We start from the raw sequence: 17,872 nt of genomic DNA on the forward strand, positions 1-17,872 counted from the left end.
GATCAGCAGGAAGCACGTCAGACCTTCCGTGAGCGCCGCTCGAGCAGGAGCGTGTCCCGCCATTGGCCGGCAAAAGGTCCCGAGATCATGCGTGCGATGCGTTCACGGCGGCCGACGATCGTGAATCCATTCGCCTGGTGAAGGCGGATGCTGGCCTGGTTCTCGGGGAAAATGCTCGACTGGATGGTCCAGATGCCACGATCTTCGGTGGACGCAGCCAGCGCTTTCAACAACAGGCCTCCGACACCCCGTCCGCGGGCAGAACCGGCGACGTAGACGGAATGTTCGACGACACCGGCATAAGCCGGTCGCGAGGACACAGCGGAAACGGCCGTCCATCCCAGTACGAGCCCGGATGCTTCAGCGACGAAACGGTGGTCCGGAAGGCGGCTTGCGTCGAATTGCTCCCATTCGGGAGCGGCCGCTTCGAAGGTTGCTTGCCCGGTCCCGATGCCTTCCGTGAAAATCGCTCGGACTTCGGGCCAATCCCCGGGACGCATGGGCCGGATCAGGACGGCTCCGGCTTCGCTGAACATCCACCCATTATGCCCGTGGATGGCCGGGCCCTTGATTGAATCCCCCGACCTTGTTGCACTTGTCCCATGAACAAAGAACAGTTGATCATCGTCGGATCCGGCCCTGCCGGTTACACCGCGGCAATCTATGCAGCCAGGGCGGGCCTGAGCCCCCTCGTCATTGCAGGCTCGGTCACCGCCGGCGGCGCGTTGATGAACACCACGGAAGTGGAGAACTTCCCCGGCTTCCCCGCCGGCATCCAGGGTCCCGAACTCATGGATGGCCTGCAGGAGCAAGCCGAACGCTTCGGCGCCAAAATAGTCTTCGACGACGCCACTGAAGTCCAGCTGACGGGGTACCTCAAGCGCGTGGTCACCGGCTCGGGCGACACCCACGAGGCGCCCGCCGTGATCCTTGCGACCGGCTCGGCCTATAAGGAACTCGGTTTGCCCGAAGAGAAGAGGCTGAGCGGACACGGCGTTTCCTGGTGCGCCACCTGCGATGGCTTCTTCTTCCGTGAGCAGGACATCATCGTGGTGGGTGGCGGCGATTCCGCGATGGAAGAAGCGATGTTCCTGACCCGGTTCGCGAAGACCGTGACCGTCGTCGTCCGCAGGGAGGAGCTCCGGGCCTCCAGGATCATGGCCCAGCGGGCCAAGGACAATCCGAAAATCCGCTTCGCGTGGAACTCGGCCATCACCGCCATCCACGGCGACGCCAAGGTCACCGGGGTGACCCTGGCAGACACGCGTTCCGGCGAATCGCGCGAGCATGCAGCAACCGGCATCTTCGTTGCCATTGGACATGTCCCCCGGACGGACCTGGTCGAGGGACAGGTGAAACTCGACGCCGAGGGTTACATCAAGGTGGACTCCCCCACCACCGTTACCAACCTCTCCGGGGTTTTCGCTTGCGGCGACGCAGTGGACCACCGCTACCGCCAGGCCATTACGGCCGCCGGAACGGGTTGCGCCGCGGCTTTGGATGCCGAACGGTACCTCGCCGCGCTCGACGACGCGGACAGCATCGCCACGGCGCTCGTGGAAGAACCCACCCACGCCTGAACCCACCCAACTGACTCGCATTAGGTGTCGTTTTGAGGTCTCAGAACGACACCTAATGCGAGTCAGTTGGGAAAAGTGCGCGCGTATCAAGCCGTACCTAAAAACCACTTTTCGGCATGCCTAACTTAACGGTATCCTCAAGTGTCCGTATCCGCGATGTTGAGGAAACCATGGCTGCCACGATTGCCGAGCGACCGGCGGGCAAGGCCCGGTGGCGGTCGCGGCTGCTCTTCTTGGGTCCGGCTTTCGTCGCCGCGATCGCCTACGTGGATCCGGGAAACGTCGCGGCAAACCTCACTGCCGGGGCAAATTACGGCTACCTTCTCGTGTGGGTCCTGGTAGCGGCGAACGTCATGGCGGTCCTGGTGCAGTACCAGTCGGCGAAACTCGGCTTGGCCACCGGCCAGAGCCTTCCGGAACTGCTGGGCAAACGCTTGGGAACCCGCCGCCGCAGGCTGTTCTGGGTCCAGGCTGAGGTGGTTGCCGGGGCTACGGACATGGCCGAAGTCATCGGCGGCGCGGTCGCCCTCAACCTTCTTTTCGGACTGCCGCTGCTCCCGGGCGGAATCATCATCGGCCTGGCTTCCATGGTTCTCTTGGGGCTCCAGTCCTCCCGGGGCCAGAAGTCCTTTGAATATGCAATCATGATTCTCCTTGCTGTCATCGCGGTCGGGTTCGTTTCGGGGCTCTTCGTCAACCCACCCGAGACCGGTGGAGTGCTCGCTGGTTTGGTGCCGCGCTTCGAGGGCACGGACACTGTCCTCCTCGCCGCGAGCATGCTCGGTGCCACCGTCATGCCGCATGCCATCTACCTGCATTCGGCCCTGGCCCGCGACCGGCACGGTTTCTCGGAGGATCCCGCCGTGCGGACGCGGCTCATCAAGTCCACCCGCGTGGACGTCGCGGGTGCCCTGATGCTGGCCGGCGTCGTGAACATCGCCATGCTCCTTTTGGCCGCGTCCAGCCTGCGGGGAGTCGACGGAACCGACACCATCGCCGGAGCCCACGCCGCCGTGACCTCGGCCCTGGGACCAATCATCGGCGTCGCTTTCGGGGTCGGTTTGCTTGCCTCGGGGCTGGCATCGACGTCCGTCGGATGCTACGCCGGCGCAACGGTCATGGGCGGCCTCCTCAAGATCCGGGTGCCCTTGCTGGTCCGCAGGGTAGTCACGCTGGTTCCGGCGCTGGCCATTCTCGGCGCGGGCATAGAACCCACCCTGGCGCTCGTGCTGAGCCAGGTCCTGCTGAGCTTCGGGATTCCGTTCGCCTTGATTCCGCTGATCCGACTTACCGGCAAGCGTGAGGTCATGGGCATCCATACGGACTCCACGGCATTGAAGATTGCCGGGTGGACCAGCGCCGCACTGATCGTCGGCCTCAATTGCGTCCTCATCGTCTTGACAGTCGCGGGGAAGTCCTAATCCCATGAGCAATCCCCAGGCCCTGGCCCGCCGGCTGGGCACCTTTGACGCGGTCGTGATCGGATTGGGCTCCATGATCGGCGCCGGCGTGTTCGCGGCGTTCACCCCTGCGGCGGCTGCCGCAGGGTCAGGACTGCTGATCGGACTCGTCATCGCGGCAGCGGTGGCATTCTGCAACGCCACATCCTCCGCTCAACTCGCTGCCTCATACCCCACGTCTGGCGGAACATACATTTACGGGCGCGAACGGCTGGGGCCATGGTCCGGCTACCTGGCCGGGTGGGGATTCGTCATCGGCAAGACCGCCAGCGCGGCGGCCATGGCCATGACGTTCGCCGCCTATGCCGCCCCTCCGGGCTGGGAACGTCCCGTGGCGATCGTCGCCGTCGTCGTCCTCGCCGCCGTGAACTATCACGGGGTGACCCGTACGGCAGGCTTGACACGCATTCTGGTTCTCGCAGTGCTGGCGGCGCTGGCCATCGGGGTGGCAGCCAGTTGGACCGGTTCTGCGCCGTCCCCGGCCAACATCCCCGGGGATGGCCTCCTTGCACACGGCTGGTACGGGATCCTCCAATCCGCAGGTTTGCTGTTCTTCGCCTTCGCCGGCTATGCGAGGATCGCGACCATGGGAGAGGAAGTCCGGGACCCACGCCGCGCGATTCCGCGTGCCATCGGGATAGCGTTGGGCGTCGCCGTCGTCCTCTACGCGATCATCGCAGTGACGCTTCTCGCCGCCCTCGGGCCTGACGGTGTTGCAGGCACTCCGACGCCGCTCGCTGCCGCGGCCGGAGCCGGGACCTTCGCCTGGGCGGTCCCGGTGGTCCGCGTCGGAGCCGCCGTCGCGTCCCTCGGCGCTTTGCTCGCCCTCATCGCGGGCCTGGGCCGCACCACGCTGGCCATGGCCAGGCACCACGACCTGCCGCACTGGCTCGCCGCCGTCCACCCCCGGTACCGGGTCCCGCACCGCGCCGAAGCCGCCCTCGCCGTGGTGATCTGCGTGATCGTCGCCGTCGCCGACTTGCGCGGTGCGATCGGCTTCTCCTCGTTCGGCGTGCTCGTCTACTACCTGGTCGCCAATATCGCGGCTTTCACCCAGCCGGACGAAGACCGCCGATACCCCAAGGCCCTCCAGGTGTTCGGGGCCCTGGCCTGCGTCGTCCTCGTGACCACGCTTCCGCCGCTATCGGCGGCCCTGGGCGTGCTCATGTTCGTAGCTGGGATCATCCTTCGCGTCGTCAGGATCAATCGCTAGCGTCAAGTGCGGGCGCAGGGGCAGCAGGCCGTTCCTTTGCCGGCGTCGGCCGCGGCCGCCCGGCCAACACGATGACAAGCAGCGCCAGGACGGTGAGTGCCGCGCACGCCGCGAAGACGCCTTGGTAGCCGAGCGCCGTCGTCGATCCCAAAGCGATGATGGGGCCAGAAACGATAGCGCCGACGCGCCTCGTGTTGGTGTAGAGGCCGGAGGCCAGGCCGGGACGGGGAATCAGCCGCTGGAACAGGGTCAGTCCTACACCTGCCACGATCCCGAAGAACCAGGCATTCAGGACCTGGAGCGCAATCAGGGTGCCGGGGTTGGAGACAAAAGCCATGCCCGCGTAGTAGGCGATCCCGGCGACACATCCGGAGGCGATGAGCGCCCGGCTGGAGTAGCGGCGTGCCAGCCGCCCGATCAGGAAGAGCGCAGGGATCTCGAGCGCGGCGGACACGCCGAGCGCGACGCCCGCCCAGATGACGTCCACGCCGAGCCCTTGCGTCACGAACAGGCTCATGATGGACACGGCGGCGCTATTGGTGGCCTGCAAGGCGACAAAGGCGAAGACGACGGCGGCGACGCCTGATTTCGAGAACAGCTGCCCGTCTTCTTCGGCATGGGCCTTGGGACGATCCTCGACAGAGGCAGCGCGTCGTCGGGAAATCATGGCGGCAGTCGTGGCGACATTGAGCACAGCCACCACGCCGAGGGCTAGCAGGATGGCCCGGTTGCCCAGCGCGCCCATGATGAGCGTCGCGAGCGGCGGCCCGGCCACCCAGGCGAAGGAGACAATCGCGCGGGTGTTCATCACGTCCGACGCTCCGGCACCCGAGTGCCTGAGGTGGGCGAAGAGCAGCGAGCTGCCGACCCCCGCCGGACCGCCAAGGACAATCAAGCCCACGACGGCGATCGGCAGCGACGTGCCCACCGCCAGGAGGGCGGACAACGCCAGGGTCAGGACCCCGCAGGCCAGCATGGGCCGAAGGTAGTCGTTCGCACGATCTGCGTAGGCAGGCAGCAGAAGGGAGGCGACGAAGCCGCTGGCATTGTAGACGGCAAGGACCCATCCCACCTCCGCAGGGGTGGCGTTGAACAGGGCCACCAGGAGGAGTGCCAGGGCAGGGTTGAGGAACGCGAACTGGAACCCCCACAGCAGCGCCGCAGACGGGACGAGTAATCGCTTCATGCCTTCATTCCGGTGATCCACGCCCTCAACCCTAGAAGCCTTCCTGGCCGTAAGGGAGGGCCTGCCGGTACCTGTATCGGCACCCCTTCCGGCTGGTCAGGGCGGATTCCGCGCGTGGGCTCGATCAGATCCGGCCGGCCGCCACGCTCTGACAAAAGCCGAATCAGGGGTGGACGGCGGAGGTCGCACAGAGCAGGATTGAGCCATGAGCATCCATGAGGCACTTCTGAAGCAGGCCAGCATTACCGCCACGGAAGCCACGCTCGTGGCGAAGTTCGAGATCGAGGGCAACATCCCGGGTTCCGGCGCCTTTGTCGTAGGGCTGGTCGCGGCGACTCCGGACTATTCCTCTCAACGAAGACTGGGCATCGAGTTCATGAACGGGGAGGCGATTGCCTTCTTCTCGTTTAACCACGACCTCAGCGCCGAGGAGAACTACGACCTCAAGGGTGTTGAGCACTCGGGGAACACCATTACGGGCCATTTCCCCCTCTCGGCGATCAACGGCCTTGGCAAGGGGCATGTGATGACGGCCTTCAGTGAAGCCGACGGCCGCGAGTTCCAGTCAGGCGTGGCTGTCGAAGAGTCGCTCTAGGATCATCCCGGGTTCAACCCTCCTCGGGGGCACGGACAACCAGGACGGGGCAGTGGGCGTGGGCCACGCAGGCAGAGCTGACCGAGCCGAGCAACAGCCCGGCGAATCCTCCATGGCCCCGCCGGCCAACAACAACCATGTCGGCATCCCTGCTGGCGTCGATGAGCAAGTCCCGGGGTGGACCGCAGAGGAGGCGCGACGTAACGTCTTCAGGGACAACCGGGCCAAACGCCCGTGACAGCGATTCCTCAAGTATTCCCTGGGCCTCCTTCTCGTAATCCTCGACGCCCATGGCTACATATCCTCCGTAGACCTGCGGGAACGACCAGCACGCCATGGCAACGACCTGCGCCCCCAACGGCACCGCTATGTTTCGGGCCTTCTTGAGGGCCTCAATTGAAGCGCGAGATCCGTCAACACCAACAACGATCTTGCCCGTGAATGCTTCCTGGTCCATGGCGTACTCCTGCCGGAAGGGGAACCTCTGGTTCTTGAAGCCTGACGGCGAACCGAGCTGTCTTGCAGGGCCAAAAGTCACATTTCGCGGCAGAATGCTTATTCCATCCGCTCCCTTGAGTGTCATGTGACACATGCGCACGAAGGAATACCGCCTGCCGGGTTACCGTTGACGCGAGTAGTTCGTCACAACAACGACAGGAGAATCCGTGGACTTCACTCCCGAATCCGGCACCATCACTATGTTCTCGACCACTTGGTGCGGTTATTGCAACCGTCTCAAGAAGCAGCTGGACGCCAAGGGCATCGGCTACAACGAGATCAACATCGAAGAGGTTGAGGGCACGGCCGAACTCGTGGAGAAGCTGAACGGCGGCAACCAGACCGTCCCCACGGTCCTTTTCCCGGACGGTACCGCGGCCACCAACCCATCCGCAGCCGAGGTCGAAGCGCGCCTCGCCGCCTGAACCCCGCCTTGCCGCCTTAATCCCGATTAGGGAGTCATCCGGGTGGCGCAGCCGGTTCCAGGCGCACCACGACGGACTTGGACGCGGGAGTGTTGCTGCCTTCGGCGGTCGAATCCAGCGGTACCAGGACGTTCGCTTCCGGGTAGTAGGCAGTCACGCAACCGCGCGCCGTCGGGTACGCGATGAGCCGCAACTGCCGCAGTACCCTGTCCACGCCGTCGTCGGCTTCACTGTGCACGTCCACATAGCCACCATCGGCAAGGCCCAGATCAGCCAGGTCGTCACGATGGGCGAAAAGCACCATGCGGCCCTTCTTCACGCCCCGGTAGCGGTCGTTCATGCTGTAGGTGGTTGTGTTGAACTGATCGTGGGAGCGCACTGTCTGGAGCAGCAAACGCCCCTCGGGGAGATGGATGGTCTCAAGGTCGTTGACCGTGAACATTGCTTTCCCGGTGGCGGTGGGAAACTTCCTCTCGTCCCGCGGGCCGTGGGCCAGGACGAAACCGTCACGGCTCCGGGCCTTCTGGTTGAAGTTCTCAAAGCCCGGCACCACATGGGAAATGTGTTCGCGCACGGTGTCGTAGTCCGCCTCGAAGCCGTGCCAATCAACCGGGACCTTATCGCCGAGTACCGTGCCGGCCATGCGGCACACGATCGCCACCTCGGACAAGACTTTGTCCGAAATCGGCTCCAGCCTTCCCGCCGAACGGTGAACCGCGCAGACCGTGTCTTCGACGGTGACGAACTGCTCGCCGCTGGCCTGACGGTCTATTTCCGTGCGGCCCATGGTCGGCAGGATCATCGCTTGTTCCCCCACTACGGCGTGGGAGCGGTTGAGCTTCGTGGAAATCTGGACGGACAACCGGGTCTTGCGGACTGCTGACTCGGCCGCTGTGGTGTCGGACATGGCATGCACGAGGTTTCCACCGAGCGCGACGAGCACCTTGATCCGGCCGTCCCGCATGCCGCGGATGCTGTCCACGGAATCCAGGCCCGGGTGCCGGGGCGGGTCAAAGCCGAATTCCTGCTGCAGGGCGTTGAGGAACGGTTCCGGCATCTTCTCCCAAATGCCCATGGTCCGGTCCCCCTGGACGTTGCTGTGTCCACGGATCGGCGACGGACCTGCGCCGGGTTTGCCGATGTTCCCGCGGAGCAGGAGCAGGTTGACGATCTCCTTGATGGTCATCACGGCCTTCTTGTGCTGGGTCAGGCCCATGGCCCACGTGATGATGACCTTCTCGGCACGCAGGTAGCGGGAGGCAAGCTCGTCGATTTCCTCCGTCCTCAGGCCCGTCGCGGCGAGGACCTCCTGCTCGTCCAGATGGTCGATATGGGCTCGGAACTCTTCGAGTCCTTGGCAGTGCTTCTCGATGAACGCGTGATCCAGGACGGCCCCCGGCGCCGCCTTCTCCGCGTCCAGCACCCGCTTGGACACTGCTTGGAGCAACGCCATGTCTCCTGCGAGGCGTATCTGCAGGAACTGGTCTGCCAAATCCGTTCCTTTGCCTACCAGTCCACGGGGACGTTGCGGGTTCTTGAAGTTGATGAGTCCGGCTTCCGGCAGCGGGTTCACCGCCACGATGCTGGCGCCGGCAAGCTTTGCCTCTTCCAATGCGGTGAGCATCCGGGGATGGCAGGTCCCCGGGTTCTGGCCCATGATGATGATCAAATCCGCCTTGGCAAAGTCCGTGTACGTTACGGCAGACTTGCCCACGCCGAGCGTCTCCCCGAGGGCCAGCCCGGTGGACTCGTGGCACATATTCGAGCAATCGGGGAGGTTGTTGGTCCCGAACGCCCGGACGAAGAGCTGGTAGACGAACGCGGCTTCGTTGCTCGTCCGTCCGCTCGTATAGAAGGTTGCCTCGTCGGGCGATTCCAGGTCGTTTAGTTCGCGGGCAATAATCCGGAACGCATTGTCCCAACTGATGGGCCGGTAGTGGCTCGCCCCTGCGGGTTTGTAGACGGGTTCCACGAGCCTGCCCTGCTGTCCCAGCCAGTACTCTGAACGTTCGGCGAGGGAGTCGACGTCGTTCTCGTCCCAGAAAGTGGACGGAACTTTGAGCGGATCGGCCTCCCACCCGACGGCCTTCGCGCCGTTCTCACAGAACTCGGCCACCTTCCGCTCCGGAGGATCCGGCCACGCGCAGCTCATGCAGTCGAAGCCATCCTTCTGGTTCATGGCCAGCAAGGACTTCCAGGCACGGGACGGCCCCATGTCGCTCAACGCACGGGGCAAGGAGTCCACCAGGCTCGGCAATCCCGCGGCGGACCGCTTCGGCGGACCGACGGTGAGGTCCGCATCGGAATCATGGACGACGGACGGTTTCTTGTCCATTGTTCAAGCGTAGTCCCGGCCTTTGTGGCCTACAACGGCGTGCTGGTGCTCGTCACAGGAAGCAGGTCCTGGAAATCGCCGTCGACGAGCCGGGCGTATTCCGAGTAAGCCGCGACGACGGCGTCTTCCACCGTGGGTACGTCCAGCTGGGGCAAGAGGTCGTTGGCGGCGCCGGCTGTGGCGGGGTCCCACTCGAGGCCAAGGGCTTCATAGCTGGCCGTGAGGACTTCGCGGATGGGCGCCGAATTCTCGACGACGATCACCGAGCTGAACAGCCATCCCCCGGAGACCACCCTCTGGGCGGTGCCGACCAGCTTGATCTGGTGGGTTGGAAAATCCGGGTCCAGGCCGTGGACGCTGAACTCACCCGGGCAGTATTCGCCGGGGATCTCGCCGACGGCGGCCTGCACGCCGACGCGGCGGAGCGCACCCGCGAGGAGCTCGCCAAAGAAGGAGAAACGGGACTTCGCCCCGGCAATCGCGTCGGCGTGCGGCTCCACATGGTCGATCACCAAGGTGCCCCGGTGGTAGGCCGCTGCCCGGCCACCCGCCTTGCGGATCAAGGGTTCGAAGCCCAGGTCCCGGCAAGCCTCGGACGCGGCCTGGAATCCCGGCAGCTTGGCGTCGCGTTGCCCGAACGCCACGGTAGGGCGGGGCCGGTACAACCTCAGTGTTGGTCCCAGCAGCCCCCTGCGGGCACGGTTGAGGAGCTCGATTCCGAAGTCAAGGTCATCAGCGACGCCGAGTGATTCTTCCTGGCGCACCACCGTCAGCGTGCGCAATGGCCGGGCGGCGTCCTCCACCATCAGCTCTTCCTCAGCGTCAGGATCTGCTCGGCACGGCCGAAGGGGCCGCTGATGTCGTGAAGCACCGTGGACGTCAGGCCGATGCCGTCATTGCCAAAGGAGACCATGTTGTCCAGTCCCAGCCATTCCCCTGCGGGTTCACGGTACATGTGGATCTGCAGGTCAAGGTTGGGGAAGATATAGCTGTTCTTACCGGGCGAAACGCGGGCGGCGATGCCGTTGGCTGTGTCAACGAGTCCAACGAGCCTCGCGAGATCGCGGCTGTCCGCAGCATCGGTGAGCGGATGCTCTGTGCGGATCCAGACTTTGCCCGAACCGGCCCGGTGCCCTTCCGCTATCCGCATCTCCAGGGACCGGATGTAGCCACCCGGCCACACGCTCGCCCCGTCCCACGGCTTGCATTCGTCCGGGGCCGGCATGGCGACGTCCTCTATCGCGGCCACCGCACTCGTGTCGCTGGTGGCCATGCGCCAGGCGGTGGCCCGGATAGCCACGCGTCCAGCCGCCGAGAGTTCCGCCTGGATCAGTTCAATTGTCCTGCCGGGGCGGAGCGTCGTCGTAGTGATGTCGAATTCGCCGCCCGGGATCAACCCCAGGATTTCGTAGCTGAGGCGGGCCATCCGGACGTCGTCGCGCGGCTCGTGTCGGAGCAGGGCATCGGCCATGATGCCCGATGCGGGCGCCATGTGCTGCTCATGCGGATTCCACGCGCCCTGGGCGTGGATGGTCGAGCGGAACCGCCCGTTCCCGAGCGATTCGTAGTAGAAACCGCCTTCCGCAAGGTCCGGAAGCTCAATACTCAACGCCTGCCCTTTCGCCGGTCCGGTAATGGAACTCAGACCACTGTATCTTCTGGCGCCACGGCCGTCCGACGTCGGCGCCACATGACCAGGCCGGCTGCAAGTCCGGCGAGCGAGAGAACCAGGAGAACAGCTGCCAGCGGGGAGGCCGCTAGGACAGCGAGCCAAGCATCGATCGCCGCGAGACCAATAGTCGCGTAGACGAAGGCCCAGATGCCGGAGCCCACTATCGCCGCAGGGAGATACCGGCTGAGTGGCATTCTCGCAGCCCCCGCAGCAAAGTTGACGGCCGTTTGGAGTCCGATGGTGAGGAAGGTCAGTACGACGGCGTAGGGGCCGAAGCGCTGTATCAACGCCTGCGCTTTGCTTGCTTTGGGGCGATGCAGAGCGCGTGCGAAACGCGTGCGTTCCATTCCCGCCGCTGCGCCGCGGCCGATCCAGTATGTCGCGTTGACCCGGACCATCACCCCAGCGAACAGCGCCGCAAGTGCCACCTCAAAGGGCAGGTCGAGGATCTGGTCCACGCGCGCCCCCCGGTCTCTTCAGCAGCTAAGTCCTACCTTAGCTCAAGGCGGAAGACGGCCGTTTCTCGGTTAGGACCTGCCGCCTGTGCGATCGATCGTGAAATCACCACCTGGATAAAGGATGGTCTCGTGGCCGTCGTCGAAACGCACGAAGTACGGCGGCGCACCATTTGCTCCGCGGACTTCGATAATCTCGCCATGCCGGTCCGATGCCCCGACCGTCCTGCCATGAATGATGATCCGATCTCCCTGGGCTGCTTCCACAGGAACCACCTCCCAGCATTCAGAGTACGAGTGTTGGGCCGTCGTGGGAACAGGCTTGAGACGGCCGGCCGACGCGGCCGTGCCTGCCCGGCCCCACTCCCCGGAACCTTGGAGCAAGCTGTGAATTCGGATTTTGATTGTTTTCGTGTTCAACCTGCGCGAGCGAAGGCGTACCCTACATTCATACGCCACCTGGGGGCCCTCGTCTCGTGGAGGAGCCATGCGCAGCTTGGATCAGCGTTTCAGGAAGCACGGCCCGCGAGCGGCCGGAATTCGCCGGATAGGCAACCCCGAAAAGTACAAGCGGATCGTGGCCGTCCTGGGCGCCCTCCTGCTCACGGCGGGAGCCCTCACCGGAGTCGCCGCTCCCGCCCGGGCGGCAGCCCAGACCATCGTGAGTTTGACCTTCGACGACGGCAACGGCAACCAGCTTGCCGCCGAGCAGGTGTTGAAAGCCCACGGCCTGGTGGGAACCTTCTTCATCACCACCAGCTGGATCGGCACCCCGGGGTACCTCACGCAGACCGACCTGCATACCATCGCGGGCGACGGTAACGAGATCGGGGGCCACACGGTTACCCACCCGGATCTCACCACGCTCACCTCGGCAGCCGCCAGCGCCGAGATCTGCAACGGCAAGTCGACGCTCGAAAGCTGGGGATTCCAGGTGAACAACTTCGCCTATCCTTTTGCCGCCGAGAACGCGTCCGTTCAATCTGATGTGAAGAACTGTGGATTTGCCAGCGGCCGCGGGCTCGGCGACATCCGTTCACCCGCGAGCTGCCCAAGCTGCCCGTTCGCTGAGACCCTTCCTCCGGCAAACCCCCTGGTCACCAAGGCCCCGGACGAAGTCGACAGCACCTGGACCCTGCAGAATCTGGAGGACCTGGTCACTAACGCCGAAAGCACCGGAGGGTGGCTGGAACTGACTTTCCACCACATCGCAGTGGGCACTGATCCGACCCTGACCATCAGCCCAACGCTCTTTGACACGTTCGTCACCTGGTTGGCCGCACGGACTGCCAACGGGACCACATCGGTCCGGACCGTCGCCCAGGCGTTGGGGCAGTCCACCACCCCGCCACCACCGCCACCGCCACCGGCGTCGAGCCCCTTCACGGATGTCCCCAGCAACTACACGTACATCACCGAAATCACGTGGCTCGCAACCCAAGGCATTTCGACCGGCTGGGTCGAAGCAAACGGGACCAGGACCTACCACCCCCTGGATCCCGTGAACCGCGACGCGATGGCGGCCTTCATGTACCGGCTGGCGGGCAGCCCGGCCTTCTCGCCCCCGGCCGTTTCTCCGTTCGCCGACATGACGACGCAAACCCCGTTCTACAAGGAAATCACGTGGCTCTCGACGCAGGGCATCTCTACCGGCTGGGACGAAGGAAACGGCATCAGGACGTACCGCCCGCTGCAGCCCGTGAACCGGGATGCCATGGCGGCCTTCATGTATCGGCTCGCAGGCAGCCCGGCCTACGCGGCCCCGGCCGCCTCACCGTTCACTGACGTGACACCACAGACTCCGTTCTACAAGGAAATCAACTGGCTCTCGACCACGGGAATCTCCACCGGGTGGACAGAGTCGAACAGCACCAGGACGTATCGGCCGGTCACCGCCGTCGCGCGGGATGCCATGGCAGCATTCATGTACCGCTACAACACCAGTTTCCCGAGAAGCTAAGCGGAATTCCCCCCGGAGCTCACCGCGGTAAACCGCAGATCGGGCCGGCGCTTGGCAATCCCGTCCAGAACAGTGGAGACCGCGTCCCGGACCACCGCAGCGTCACCGCCCGTATCGCGAACGGCGTCGAGCGCTACGGCGGCGTGCCGTAGGAACGCGTCCCAATCGCCTCCGCCGGCACGGAGTGCCCTCCATGGCGACATCAGGGCGGCGCGGCGAAGCCATTCGTCTGGTTCCTGCGCCCACCGGTCCAGCACGCCGTCAGCGCGCGACCTTAGCTGCCCTTCCAGCCCGGCGATCAACGGCCCGATCACGTCGACCGCCAGCGGATCGACCAATTCGCGGAGCCTTCCTTCGCGGATAAAACCCTCAAGCCTGGTCAGATCGGTATTGATCAGGAGCTGGACGTTTGACTGCAACAGGACGATTGCCGCGAGCCTTCGTTCGAAGACGGGAACCTCCCACAATTCCGAGCTCAAGGCGGTGACTTCGTCGTGCTCGAGTGCCGGGTACTTGCGGAGGGCGTCGCGGACTGTCCCGCGGACGGCACCCACGGAGGAGCCGTAATAACGGTGGCCTCCTCCGAGCCGGCTCTGCATGTCTTCCGCGCGGATCCAGGAGCTTTCACGGCGTAAAGCCTCATCGATGAACTCGCCAGCGTCACTCATGCGAAACATTCTTCCGCAATAGCGTGCGTTCAGACGTACTCGCCAAACCAGGCCAGCATGTCCCGCCACGCAGCGGTCGCTTGCGCTTCGTTGTACCGCTCGCTGGTGTCGTTGTGGAATGCATGGTCGACGCCGGGATAGACAGTGAGCTTGTGGCGCACATCGGTGGCAGCCAGGGCATCCCGAAGGGCAGGCATCGCGCCGGTGATGCGCTGGTCGAGTTCGGCATAGACGCCAAAGACGGCAGGTTTGATGGATGGGACTTTATCGAGATCGGGGGCGGGTCCATAGAAGGCGGCAGTGGCTTTCAGCCTCGGTATTTCCGTCGCGCATTGCCAGGTGATGCCGCCGCCAAAACAATAGCCGTTCATCGCGATCCGCTCTCCGTCAACGTCATCCAGCGACCGGAGATAGTCGAAACCCGCCGAGAAGTCGGAGACGTGGCGTTCAGCTCCGGCCCGGGTCAGGGCTCCGGGTACGGCGTCGGGATCCAGGCTCGATGTGCCTCCTTCCCTGCTGAGGAGATCCGGGGCCAAGGCAACGTATCCGGCGTGCGCGAAACGCCGCGCTATGTCCTGGATATGCGGTGTCAGTCCACGGTTCTCGTGGCAAACCAGCACCGCCGGCCCAGCGCCGGCCGTGTCGGGCCGCGCAAGGTAGGCGCTGATTTCGGTTTCGCCTGCCGGGAACCGGACCATGGCCGCCTCCAATCCGGGCGCGCCCTCGGGAACGGAAAGAGGGCTCTTCGCTCCAGGCACGGCCCCGGCCATCGCCGTGGTAACCGGCCGGACGGACGATGCGTCCGGTGCTGGCATGGGATCACCGCTTCGCGGGACCTCCTCCGGAGTGCATCCGAGCTGCAGCATCGTCGAGGACGCGGCAGCCATGCTCCCGGTGATGAATGCGAGCCGACGGACGAATGCCCGCTGCGACATGTCTCCCGAGCGGTAATCGTCGAAGAATTCCTCGACCAAGTACTTTTCAAATTTCCCGAGCTGGATCATGGAAGGCCTCCTGGGTCTGCCGCATATCTTCCTCCCAAGGCTGGCGACCGGCAAGGGCAGCAAACGATGGGGAAAGCAGCCCGGCAGTGAGAGACTCGGATCCATGCGCGAATTCGTGGTCCTCGGCACCGCTTCCCAGGTCCCCACCCGGACCCGCAACCACAACGGATATGTGCTCCACTGGGACGGGGAGGGCCTGCTCTTCGACCCTGGAGAAGGCACCCAGCGCCAAATGATCCAGGCGGGTGTCTCGGCCCGCCAGATCACCCGTATCTGCATCACCCATGTCCACGGCGACCACTGCCTGGGGCTTCCAGGGGTGCTTTCCCGCATGGCCCTAGACCGGGTTCCTCATCCGGTCCACTTGCACTATCCCGCATCCGGCGAGGACATGATCCGTGCGCTCGTTGCCGTGGCCTCCCCCGGCGCCGACCTTCGCCTGCATCCGCATGGCGGCGCAGGAGCCGTCGCCCCGGGACTGGAGGTACGCCCGCTCTTGCACCGGATCGAGACTTACGGCTACAGGGTTGCAGAACGCGACGGTCGCAGCCTTCTTCCGGACCGGCTGGCGGCGGCCGGGATTGCCGGTCCGGACATCAGCCTCCTCCAGCAGGACGGGAAACTGGGCGGGGTGCGCTTGGAGGATGTGAGCGTGCCGAGGCCCGGGCAGAGCTTTGCTTTCGTCATGGACACGGCGCCATGCGCCGGTGCTGAGGAACTCGCCGAGGGCGTCGATCTTCTCGTCGCGGAGTCCACTTTCAGCGACGACGACGGCGAGCTCGCCGCCCAATACCGTCACCTGACGGCGGGCCAATCGGGCGCATTGGCTGCCACCGCCCACGCTGGCATGCTCATCCTCACCCACTTCTCGTCGCGCTATACCGACGTCGGCCTGCTCGCGGAGCAAGCCCGCGCGCGGTCGGGAGGAATTCCGGTGCTCGCGGCGAACGACTTGGACCGGATTCCCTTTCCAAAACGGCAGCGGTGGCCATAGCTGGTGAGGGTGGTATTGCCGAGGTTCCGGACCTAAAACGAGTACACGCCACTCGTTTCAGATCGTAGGAAAAGACGGTTGAATATATGTAGGAACAGATTCGGCACTTCGACAGCTACCGGCCCTGACGGGTCCGGAAAAGACGGGGCCGACGGCGGGAGGGCCCCTGGAGCCCGGGGCTCGGGGCTCTCTACCCCAGACGCCGCCGGCCCCCCGGTCTGTGCTGTTCTGACTTGGTTGGGGGCGTCGGCTTTTACTTTGTGGCTGGCTGCCTGGTAGCCGGCCGGAAATGTCGGTGCCCGCACTGAAGATGCCTGCGTGTTGATCTTTCCTATCAGAAAAGCCCGGCCCGCCGCTGCCGTCCCGCGCGGCCGGATCGGCTACGACATCTCTGCTGAGCGGCTCCTGCTCCACACGATTCAGCCGAGGGAAGTGCTTGAGGCCCTCCTGTCGACTGGCGTCCATGTTCCGCACAACTCATTGGTCGATCCGTTTCATGAGGACGCCTATGACTGGATGCGCCGGCAGATGGCAGCCCGGCTGACCACCCAGGGTAACGGGGCCGTCTGGAGCTCTTGGCCCATCCCCCGGGCCCATCCCCCGGGCTCCTGTCCTGGGCCAATGTCCTGGAGAAAGTGTCAGTGCCCGCCGATAGGTTCACCTTGAAATGATTGCCGAGAAAAGGATCCGCCCCGGTATGTCCGCACCAGCTTCGTTTGAATCAACGCCCGCGAAATCCGTCATGCCTGCTTGGTACCCGGAGCTGCTGGCTTCGGTGTCACGTCAGATCCATTCCGGCAGGTCCAGGGCAGTCTCAGCCGCCAACCGGGAGATGCTCCTTTCCTACTGGGCCATTGGTAAGCAACTGGCCGAGCGGGAGTCCGCGGAGGGGTGGGGCAGCAAAGTGGTCACGCGGCTCTCGGCAGACATCCGGTCGGCCTTCCCTGAGGCGAAGGGCTTCTCACCACGAAACCTCCGGTACATGAAGTCTTTTGCAGAGGCTTGGCCGGACTTCCCAATGTTGCAACAGTCTGTTGCAACATTGCCGTGGGGCCACAACGTCATCCTGCTCGACAAACTGGCGGACCAAGCTGACAGGGTCTGGTACGCCGACCAGGCCCTGGCGGAAGGCTGGTCGCGAAGCGTCTTGGCAGTCCAGATCGAAACCCGGCTTCACGAACGCTCCGGCAAGGCGATCACCAACTTCAAGGCGACCATGCCGCCGTCGGACTCTGATCTTGCCCAACAGTCGTTCAAAGACCCCTATGTCTTCGATTTCGTCGCCATGAGTGGCAAGCGGGACGAGCGCGACCTTGAAAACCAGTTGATCCGGCACGTTGAGAAGTTCCTCTTGGAACTTGGCCAAGGCTTCGCGTTCGTGGGCCGGCAGGTAAGGCTCACCATCAGCAGCGACGAGTTCTTCACGGATCTGCTGTTCTACAACTTCAAACTGCGATGCTTCGTGGTCATTGAACTGAAGGCCACCGCCTTCAAACCCGAATACCTAGGCCAAATCAACATGTACATGTCCGCCGTGGACGATCTGCTCGCGCACGCCGACGATCAGCCAACCATTGGGCTCCTGCTATGCAAGACCAAAAACAACGTCGTGGCCGAATATGCGCTGCGCGGGTTCAACAAGCCCGTTGGCATCGCAGAATGGGAAGCCGAGATCGCGGGGTCGCTGCCCGAAATCGCGTCAACGCTGCCGAGCATCAGCGAGCTGGAGGCTGAGCTTTCGCAGGGCATCAGCAGCAAGCCGGTCGAGCAGCGGGAACCGGTGTGGGGCTCTCCCAGCGACGGAGCTTAATTGTCGGTGCCTCCTGA

At 64.4% G+C, this 17,872-nt stretch carries 18 protein-coding genes and 1 pseudogene; 9 read left to right on the plus strand and 10 right to left on the minus strand.

The window, feature by feature from the left end; all coding sequences use genetic code 11:
• Positions 1 to 17 precede the first annotated feature (17 nt).
• Positions 18 to 536 carry a GNAT family N-acetyltransferase gene (locus OIT41_RS11720; protein ID WP_241707809.1) on the minus strand — a complete coding sequence of 173 codons (519 nt, stop codon included), beginning with the start codon at positions 534 to 536 and terminating at the stop codon, positions 18 to 20.
• 66 nt (positions 537 to 602) lie between these two features.
• On the opposite strand from OIT41_RS11720, the gene trxB reads away from it, so the two are divergent.
• The 3 genes from trxB to OIT41_RS11735 all read left to right on the plus strand — a co-directional run bounded on the left by trxB (position 603) and on the right by OIT41_RS11735 (position 4,253).
• Positions 603 to 1,580: a thioredoxin-disulfide reductase gene (gene trxB, locus OIT41_RS11725; protein WP_241707810.1), complete on the plus strand. Its 978-nt coding sequence runs from the start codon at positions 603 to 605 to the stop codon at positions 1,578 to 1,580.
• Positions 1,581 to 1,804: 224 nt separating this feature from the next.
• Positions 1,805 to 3,001 carry an Nramp family divalent metal transporter gene (locus tag OIT41_RS11730; RefSeq protein WP_413542329.1) on the plus strand — a complete coding sequence of 399 codons (1,197 nt, stop codon included), beginning with the start codon at positions 1,805 to 1,807 and terminating at the stop codon, positions 2,999 to 3,001.
• A gap of 4 nt (positions 3,002 to 3,005) precedes the next feature.
• Positions 3,006 to 4,253 carry an APC family permease gene (locus tag OIT41_RS11735; RefSeq protein WP_241707812.1) on the plus strand — a complete coding sequence of 416 codons (1,248 nt, stop codon included), beginning with the start codon at positions 3,006 to 3,008 and terminating at the stop codon, positions 4,251 to 4,253.
• On the opposite strand, the gene OIT41_RS11740 is transcribed toward OIT41_RS11735, so the two are convergent.
• On the minus strand, positions 4,243 to 5,439 hold the full coding sequence (locus tag OIT41_RS11740) for an MFS transporter (RefSeq protein WP_242598572.1): 1,197 nt from the start codon (positions 5,437 to 5,439) through the stop codon (positions 4,243 to 4,245). The genes OIT41_RS11735 and OIT41_RS11740 overlap by 11 nt on opposite strands.
• A gap of 205 nt (positions 5,440 to 5,644) precedes the next feature.
• Between OIT41_RS11740 and OIT41_RS11745 the strand changes: the two genes are divergently transcribed.
• The gene (locus tag OIT41_RS11745; RefSeq protein WP_078108751.1) at positions 5,645 to 6,034 is read left to right on the plus strand and encodes a hypothetical protein; all 390 of its coding nucleotides are present in this window, start codon (positions 5,645 to 5,647) and stop codon (positions 6,032 to 6,034) included.
• A gap of 13 nt (positions 6,035 to 6,047) precedes the next feature.
• Here the strand turns inward: OIT41_RS11745 and OIT41_RS11750 are convergent, their stop codons facing one another.
• Positions 6,048 to 6,491, minus strand: coding sequence for a universal stress protein (locus tag OIT41_RS11750; RefSeq protein ID WP_241707814.1), 444 nt, complete (start codon positions 6,489 to 6,491; stop codon positions 6,048 to 6,050).
• 208 nt (positions 6,492 to 6,699) lie between these two features.
• On the opposite strand from OIT41_RS11750, the gene OIT41_RS11755 reads away from it, so the two are divergent.
• Positions 6,700 to 6,957: a mycoredoxin gene (locus OIT41_RS11755; protein WP_059389319.1), complete on the plus strand. Its 258-nt coding sequence runs from the start codon at positions 6,700 to 6,702 to the stop codon at positions 6,955 to 6,957.
• A 34-nt stretch (positions 6,958 to 6,991) separates the two neighbouring features.
• On the opposite strand, the gene OIT41_RS11760 is transcribed toward OIT41_RS11755, so the two are convergent.
• From OIT41_RS11760 to OIT41_RS11780, 5 genes are all read right to left on the minus strand, one after another.
• The gene (locus tag OIT41_RS11760) at positions 6,992 to 9,292 is read right to left on the minus strand and encodes an FdhF/YdeP family oxidoreductase (RefSeq protein WP_241707815.1); all 2,301 of its coding nucleotides are present in this window, start codon (positions 9,290 to 9,292) and stop codon (positions 6,992 to 6,994) included.
• Positions 9,293 to 9,321: 29 nt separating this feature from the next.
• A complete protein-coding gene (locus OIT41_RS11765) occupies positions 9,322 to 10,098 on the minus strand; it encodes a biotin/lipoate A/B protein ligase family protein (RefSeq protein WP_241707816.1) in 777 nt (258 codons plus the stop codon).
• Entirely contained in the window at positions 10,098 to 10,901 is an 804-nt protein-coding gene (locus tag OIT41_RS11770; RefSeq protein WP_241707817.1) for a thioesterase family protein, read from the minus strand. Before OIT41_RS11770 ends, OIT41_RS11765 begins: the two co-directional genes overlap by 1 nt.
• Before the next feature lie 32 nt (positions 10,902 to 10,933).
• Entirely contained in the window at positions 10,934 to 11,422 is a 489-nt protein-coding gene (locus OIT41_RS11775; protein ID WP_241707818.1) for a DedA family protein, read from the minus strand.
• A 69-nt stretch (positions 11,423 to 11,491) separates the two neighbouring features.
• Positions 11,492 to 11,686, minus strand: coding sequence for a DUF1918 domain-containing protein (locus tag OIT41_RS11780; RefSeq protein ID WP_241707819.1), 195 nt, complete (start codon positions 11,684 to 11,686; stop codon positions 11,492 to 11,494).
• A gap of 220 nt (positions 11,687 to 11,906) precedes the next feature.
• On the opposite strand from OIT41_RS11780, the pseudogene OIT41_RS20990 reads away from it, so the two are divergent.
• Both OIT41_RS20990 and OIT41_RS20995 read left to right on the plus strand, forming a co-directional pair.
• Positions 11,907 to 12,368, plus strand: a pseudogene (locus OIT41_RS20990) (polysaccharide deacetylase family protein); the annotation flags it as partial.
• 288 nt (positions 12,369 to 12,656) lie between these two features.
• Positions 12,657 to 13,379: an S-layer homology domain-containing protein gene (locus OIT41_RS20995; protein ID WP_413542330.1), complete on the plus strand. Its 723-nt coding sequence runs from the start codon at positions 12,657 to 12,659 to the stop codon at positions 13,377 to 13,379.
• Here OIT41_RS20995 and OIT41_RS11795 read toward each other — a convergent pair.
• Both OIT41_RS11795 and OIT41_RS11800 read right to left on the minus strand, forming a co-directional pair.
• Entirely contained in the window at positions 13,376 to 14,047 is a 672-nt protein-coding gene (locus OIT41_RS11795; RefSeq protein WP_241707820.1) for a DNA alkylation repair protein, read from the minus strand. The genes OIT41_RS20995 and OIT41_RS11795 overlap by 4 nt on opposite strands.
• A 29-nt stretch (positions 14,048 to 14,076) precedes the next feature.
• Entirely contained in the window at positions 14,077 to 15,051 is a 975-nt protein-coding gene (locus tag OIT41_RS11800) for a dienelactone hydrolase family protein (protein ID WP_241707821.1), read from the minus strand.
• A gap of 103 nt (positions 15,052 to 15,154) precedes the next feature.
• Between OIT41_RS11800 and OIT41_RS11805 the strand changes: the two genes are divergently transcribed.
• Entirely contained in the window at positions 15,155 to 16,045 is an 891-nt protein-coding gene (locus tag OIT41_RS11805) for a ribonuclease Z (RefSeq protein WP_241707822.1), read from the plus strand.
• A gap of 697 nt (positions 16,046 to 16,742) precedes the next feature.
• The gene (locus OIT41_RS11810) at positions 16,743 to 17,855 is read left to right on the plus strand and encodes a PDDEXK nuclease domain-containing protein (protein WP_241707823.1); all 1,113 of its coding nucleotides are present in this window, start codon (positions 16,743 to 16,745) and stop codon (positions 17,853 to 17,855) included.
• Positions 17,856 to 17,872 lie beyond the last annotated feature (17 nt).

Origin of the sequence: Arthrobacter sp. YA7-1 (genome assembly GCF_025960325.1) — a bacterium.
Lineage (GTDB): Bacteria > Actinomycetota > Actinomycetes > Actinomycetales > Micrococcaceae > Arthrobacter > Arthrobacter bambusae_A.

What these genes read in the sequence shown, in the direction of transcription:
- OIT41_RS11720 (WP_241707809.1), bottom strand. Translation starts at nt 536, where the DNA reads ATGTTCAGCGAAGCCGGAGCCGTCCTGATCCGGCCCATGCGTCCCGGG.
- trxB (WP_241707810.1), top strand. Translation starts at nt 603, where the DNA reads ATGAACAAAGAACAGTTGATCATCGTCGGATCCGGCCCTGCCGGTTAC.
- OIT41_RS11735 (WP_241707812.1), top strand. Translation starts at nt 3,006, where the DNA reads ATGAGCAATCCCCAGGCCCTGGCCCGCCGGCTGGGCACCTTTGACGCG.
- OIT41_RS11740 (WP_242598572.1), bottom strand. Translation starts at nt 5,439, where the DNA reads ATGAAGCGATTACTCGTCCCGTCTGCGGCGCTGCTGTGGGGGTTCCAG.
- OIT41_RS11745 (WP_078108751.1), top strand. Translation starts at nt 5,645, where the DNA reads ATGAGCATCCATGAGGCACTTCTGAAGCAGGCCAGCATTACCGCCACG.
- OIT41_RS11750 (WP_241707814.1), bottom strand. Translation starts at nt 6,491, where the DNA reads ATGGACCAGGAAGCATTCACGGGCAAGATCGTTGTTGGTGTTGACGGA.
- OIT41_RS11760 (WP_241707815.1), bottom strand. Translation starts at nt 9,292, where the DNA reads ATGGACAAGAAACCGTCCGTCGTCCATGATTCCGATGCGGACCTCACC.
- OIT41_RS11765 (WP_241707816.1), bottom strand. Translation starts at nt 10,098, where the DNA reads ATGGTGGAGGACGCCGCCCGGCCATTGCGCACGCTGACGGTGGTGCGC.
- OIT41_RS11795 (WP_241707820.1), bottom strand. Translation starts at nt 14,047, where the DNA reads ATGAGTGACGCTGGCGAGTTCATCGATGAGGCTTTACGCCGTGAAAGC.
- OIT41_RS11800 (WP_241707821.1), bottom strand. Translation starts at nt 15,051, where the DNA reads ATGATCCAGCTCGGGAAATTTGAAAAGTACTTGGTCGAGGAATTCTTC.
- OIT41_RS11805 (WP_241707822.1), top strand. Translation starts at nt 15,155, where the DNA reads ATGCGCGAATTCGTGGTCCTCGGCACCGCTTCCCAGGTCCCCACCCGG.
- OIT41_RS11810 (WP_241707823.1), top strand. Translation starts at nt 16,743, where the DNA reads ATGTCCGCACCAGCTTCGTTTGAATCAACGCCCGCGAAATCCGTCATG.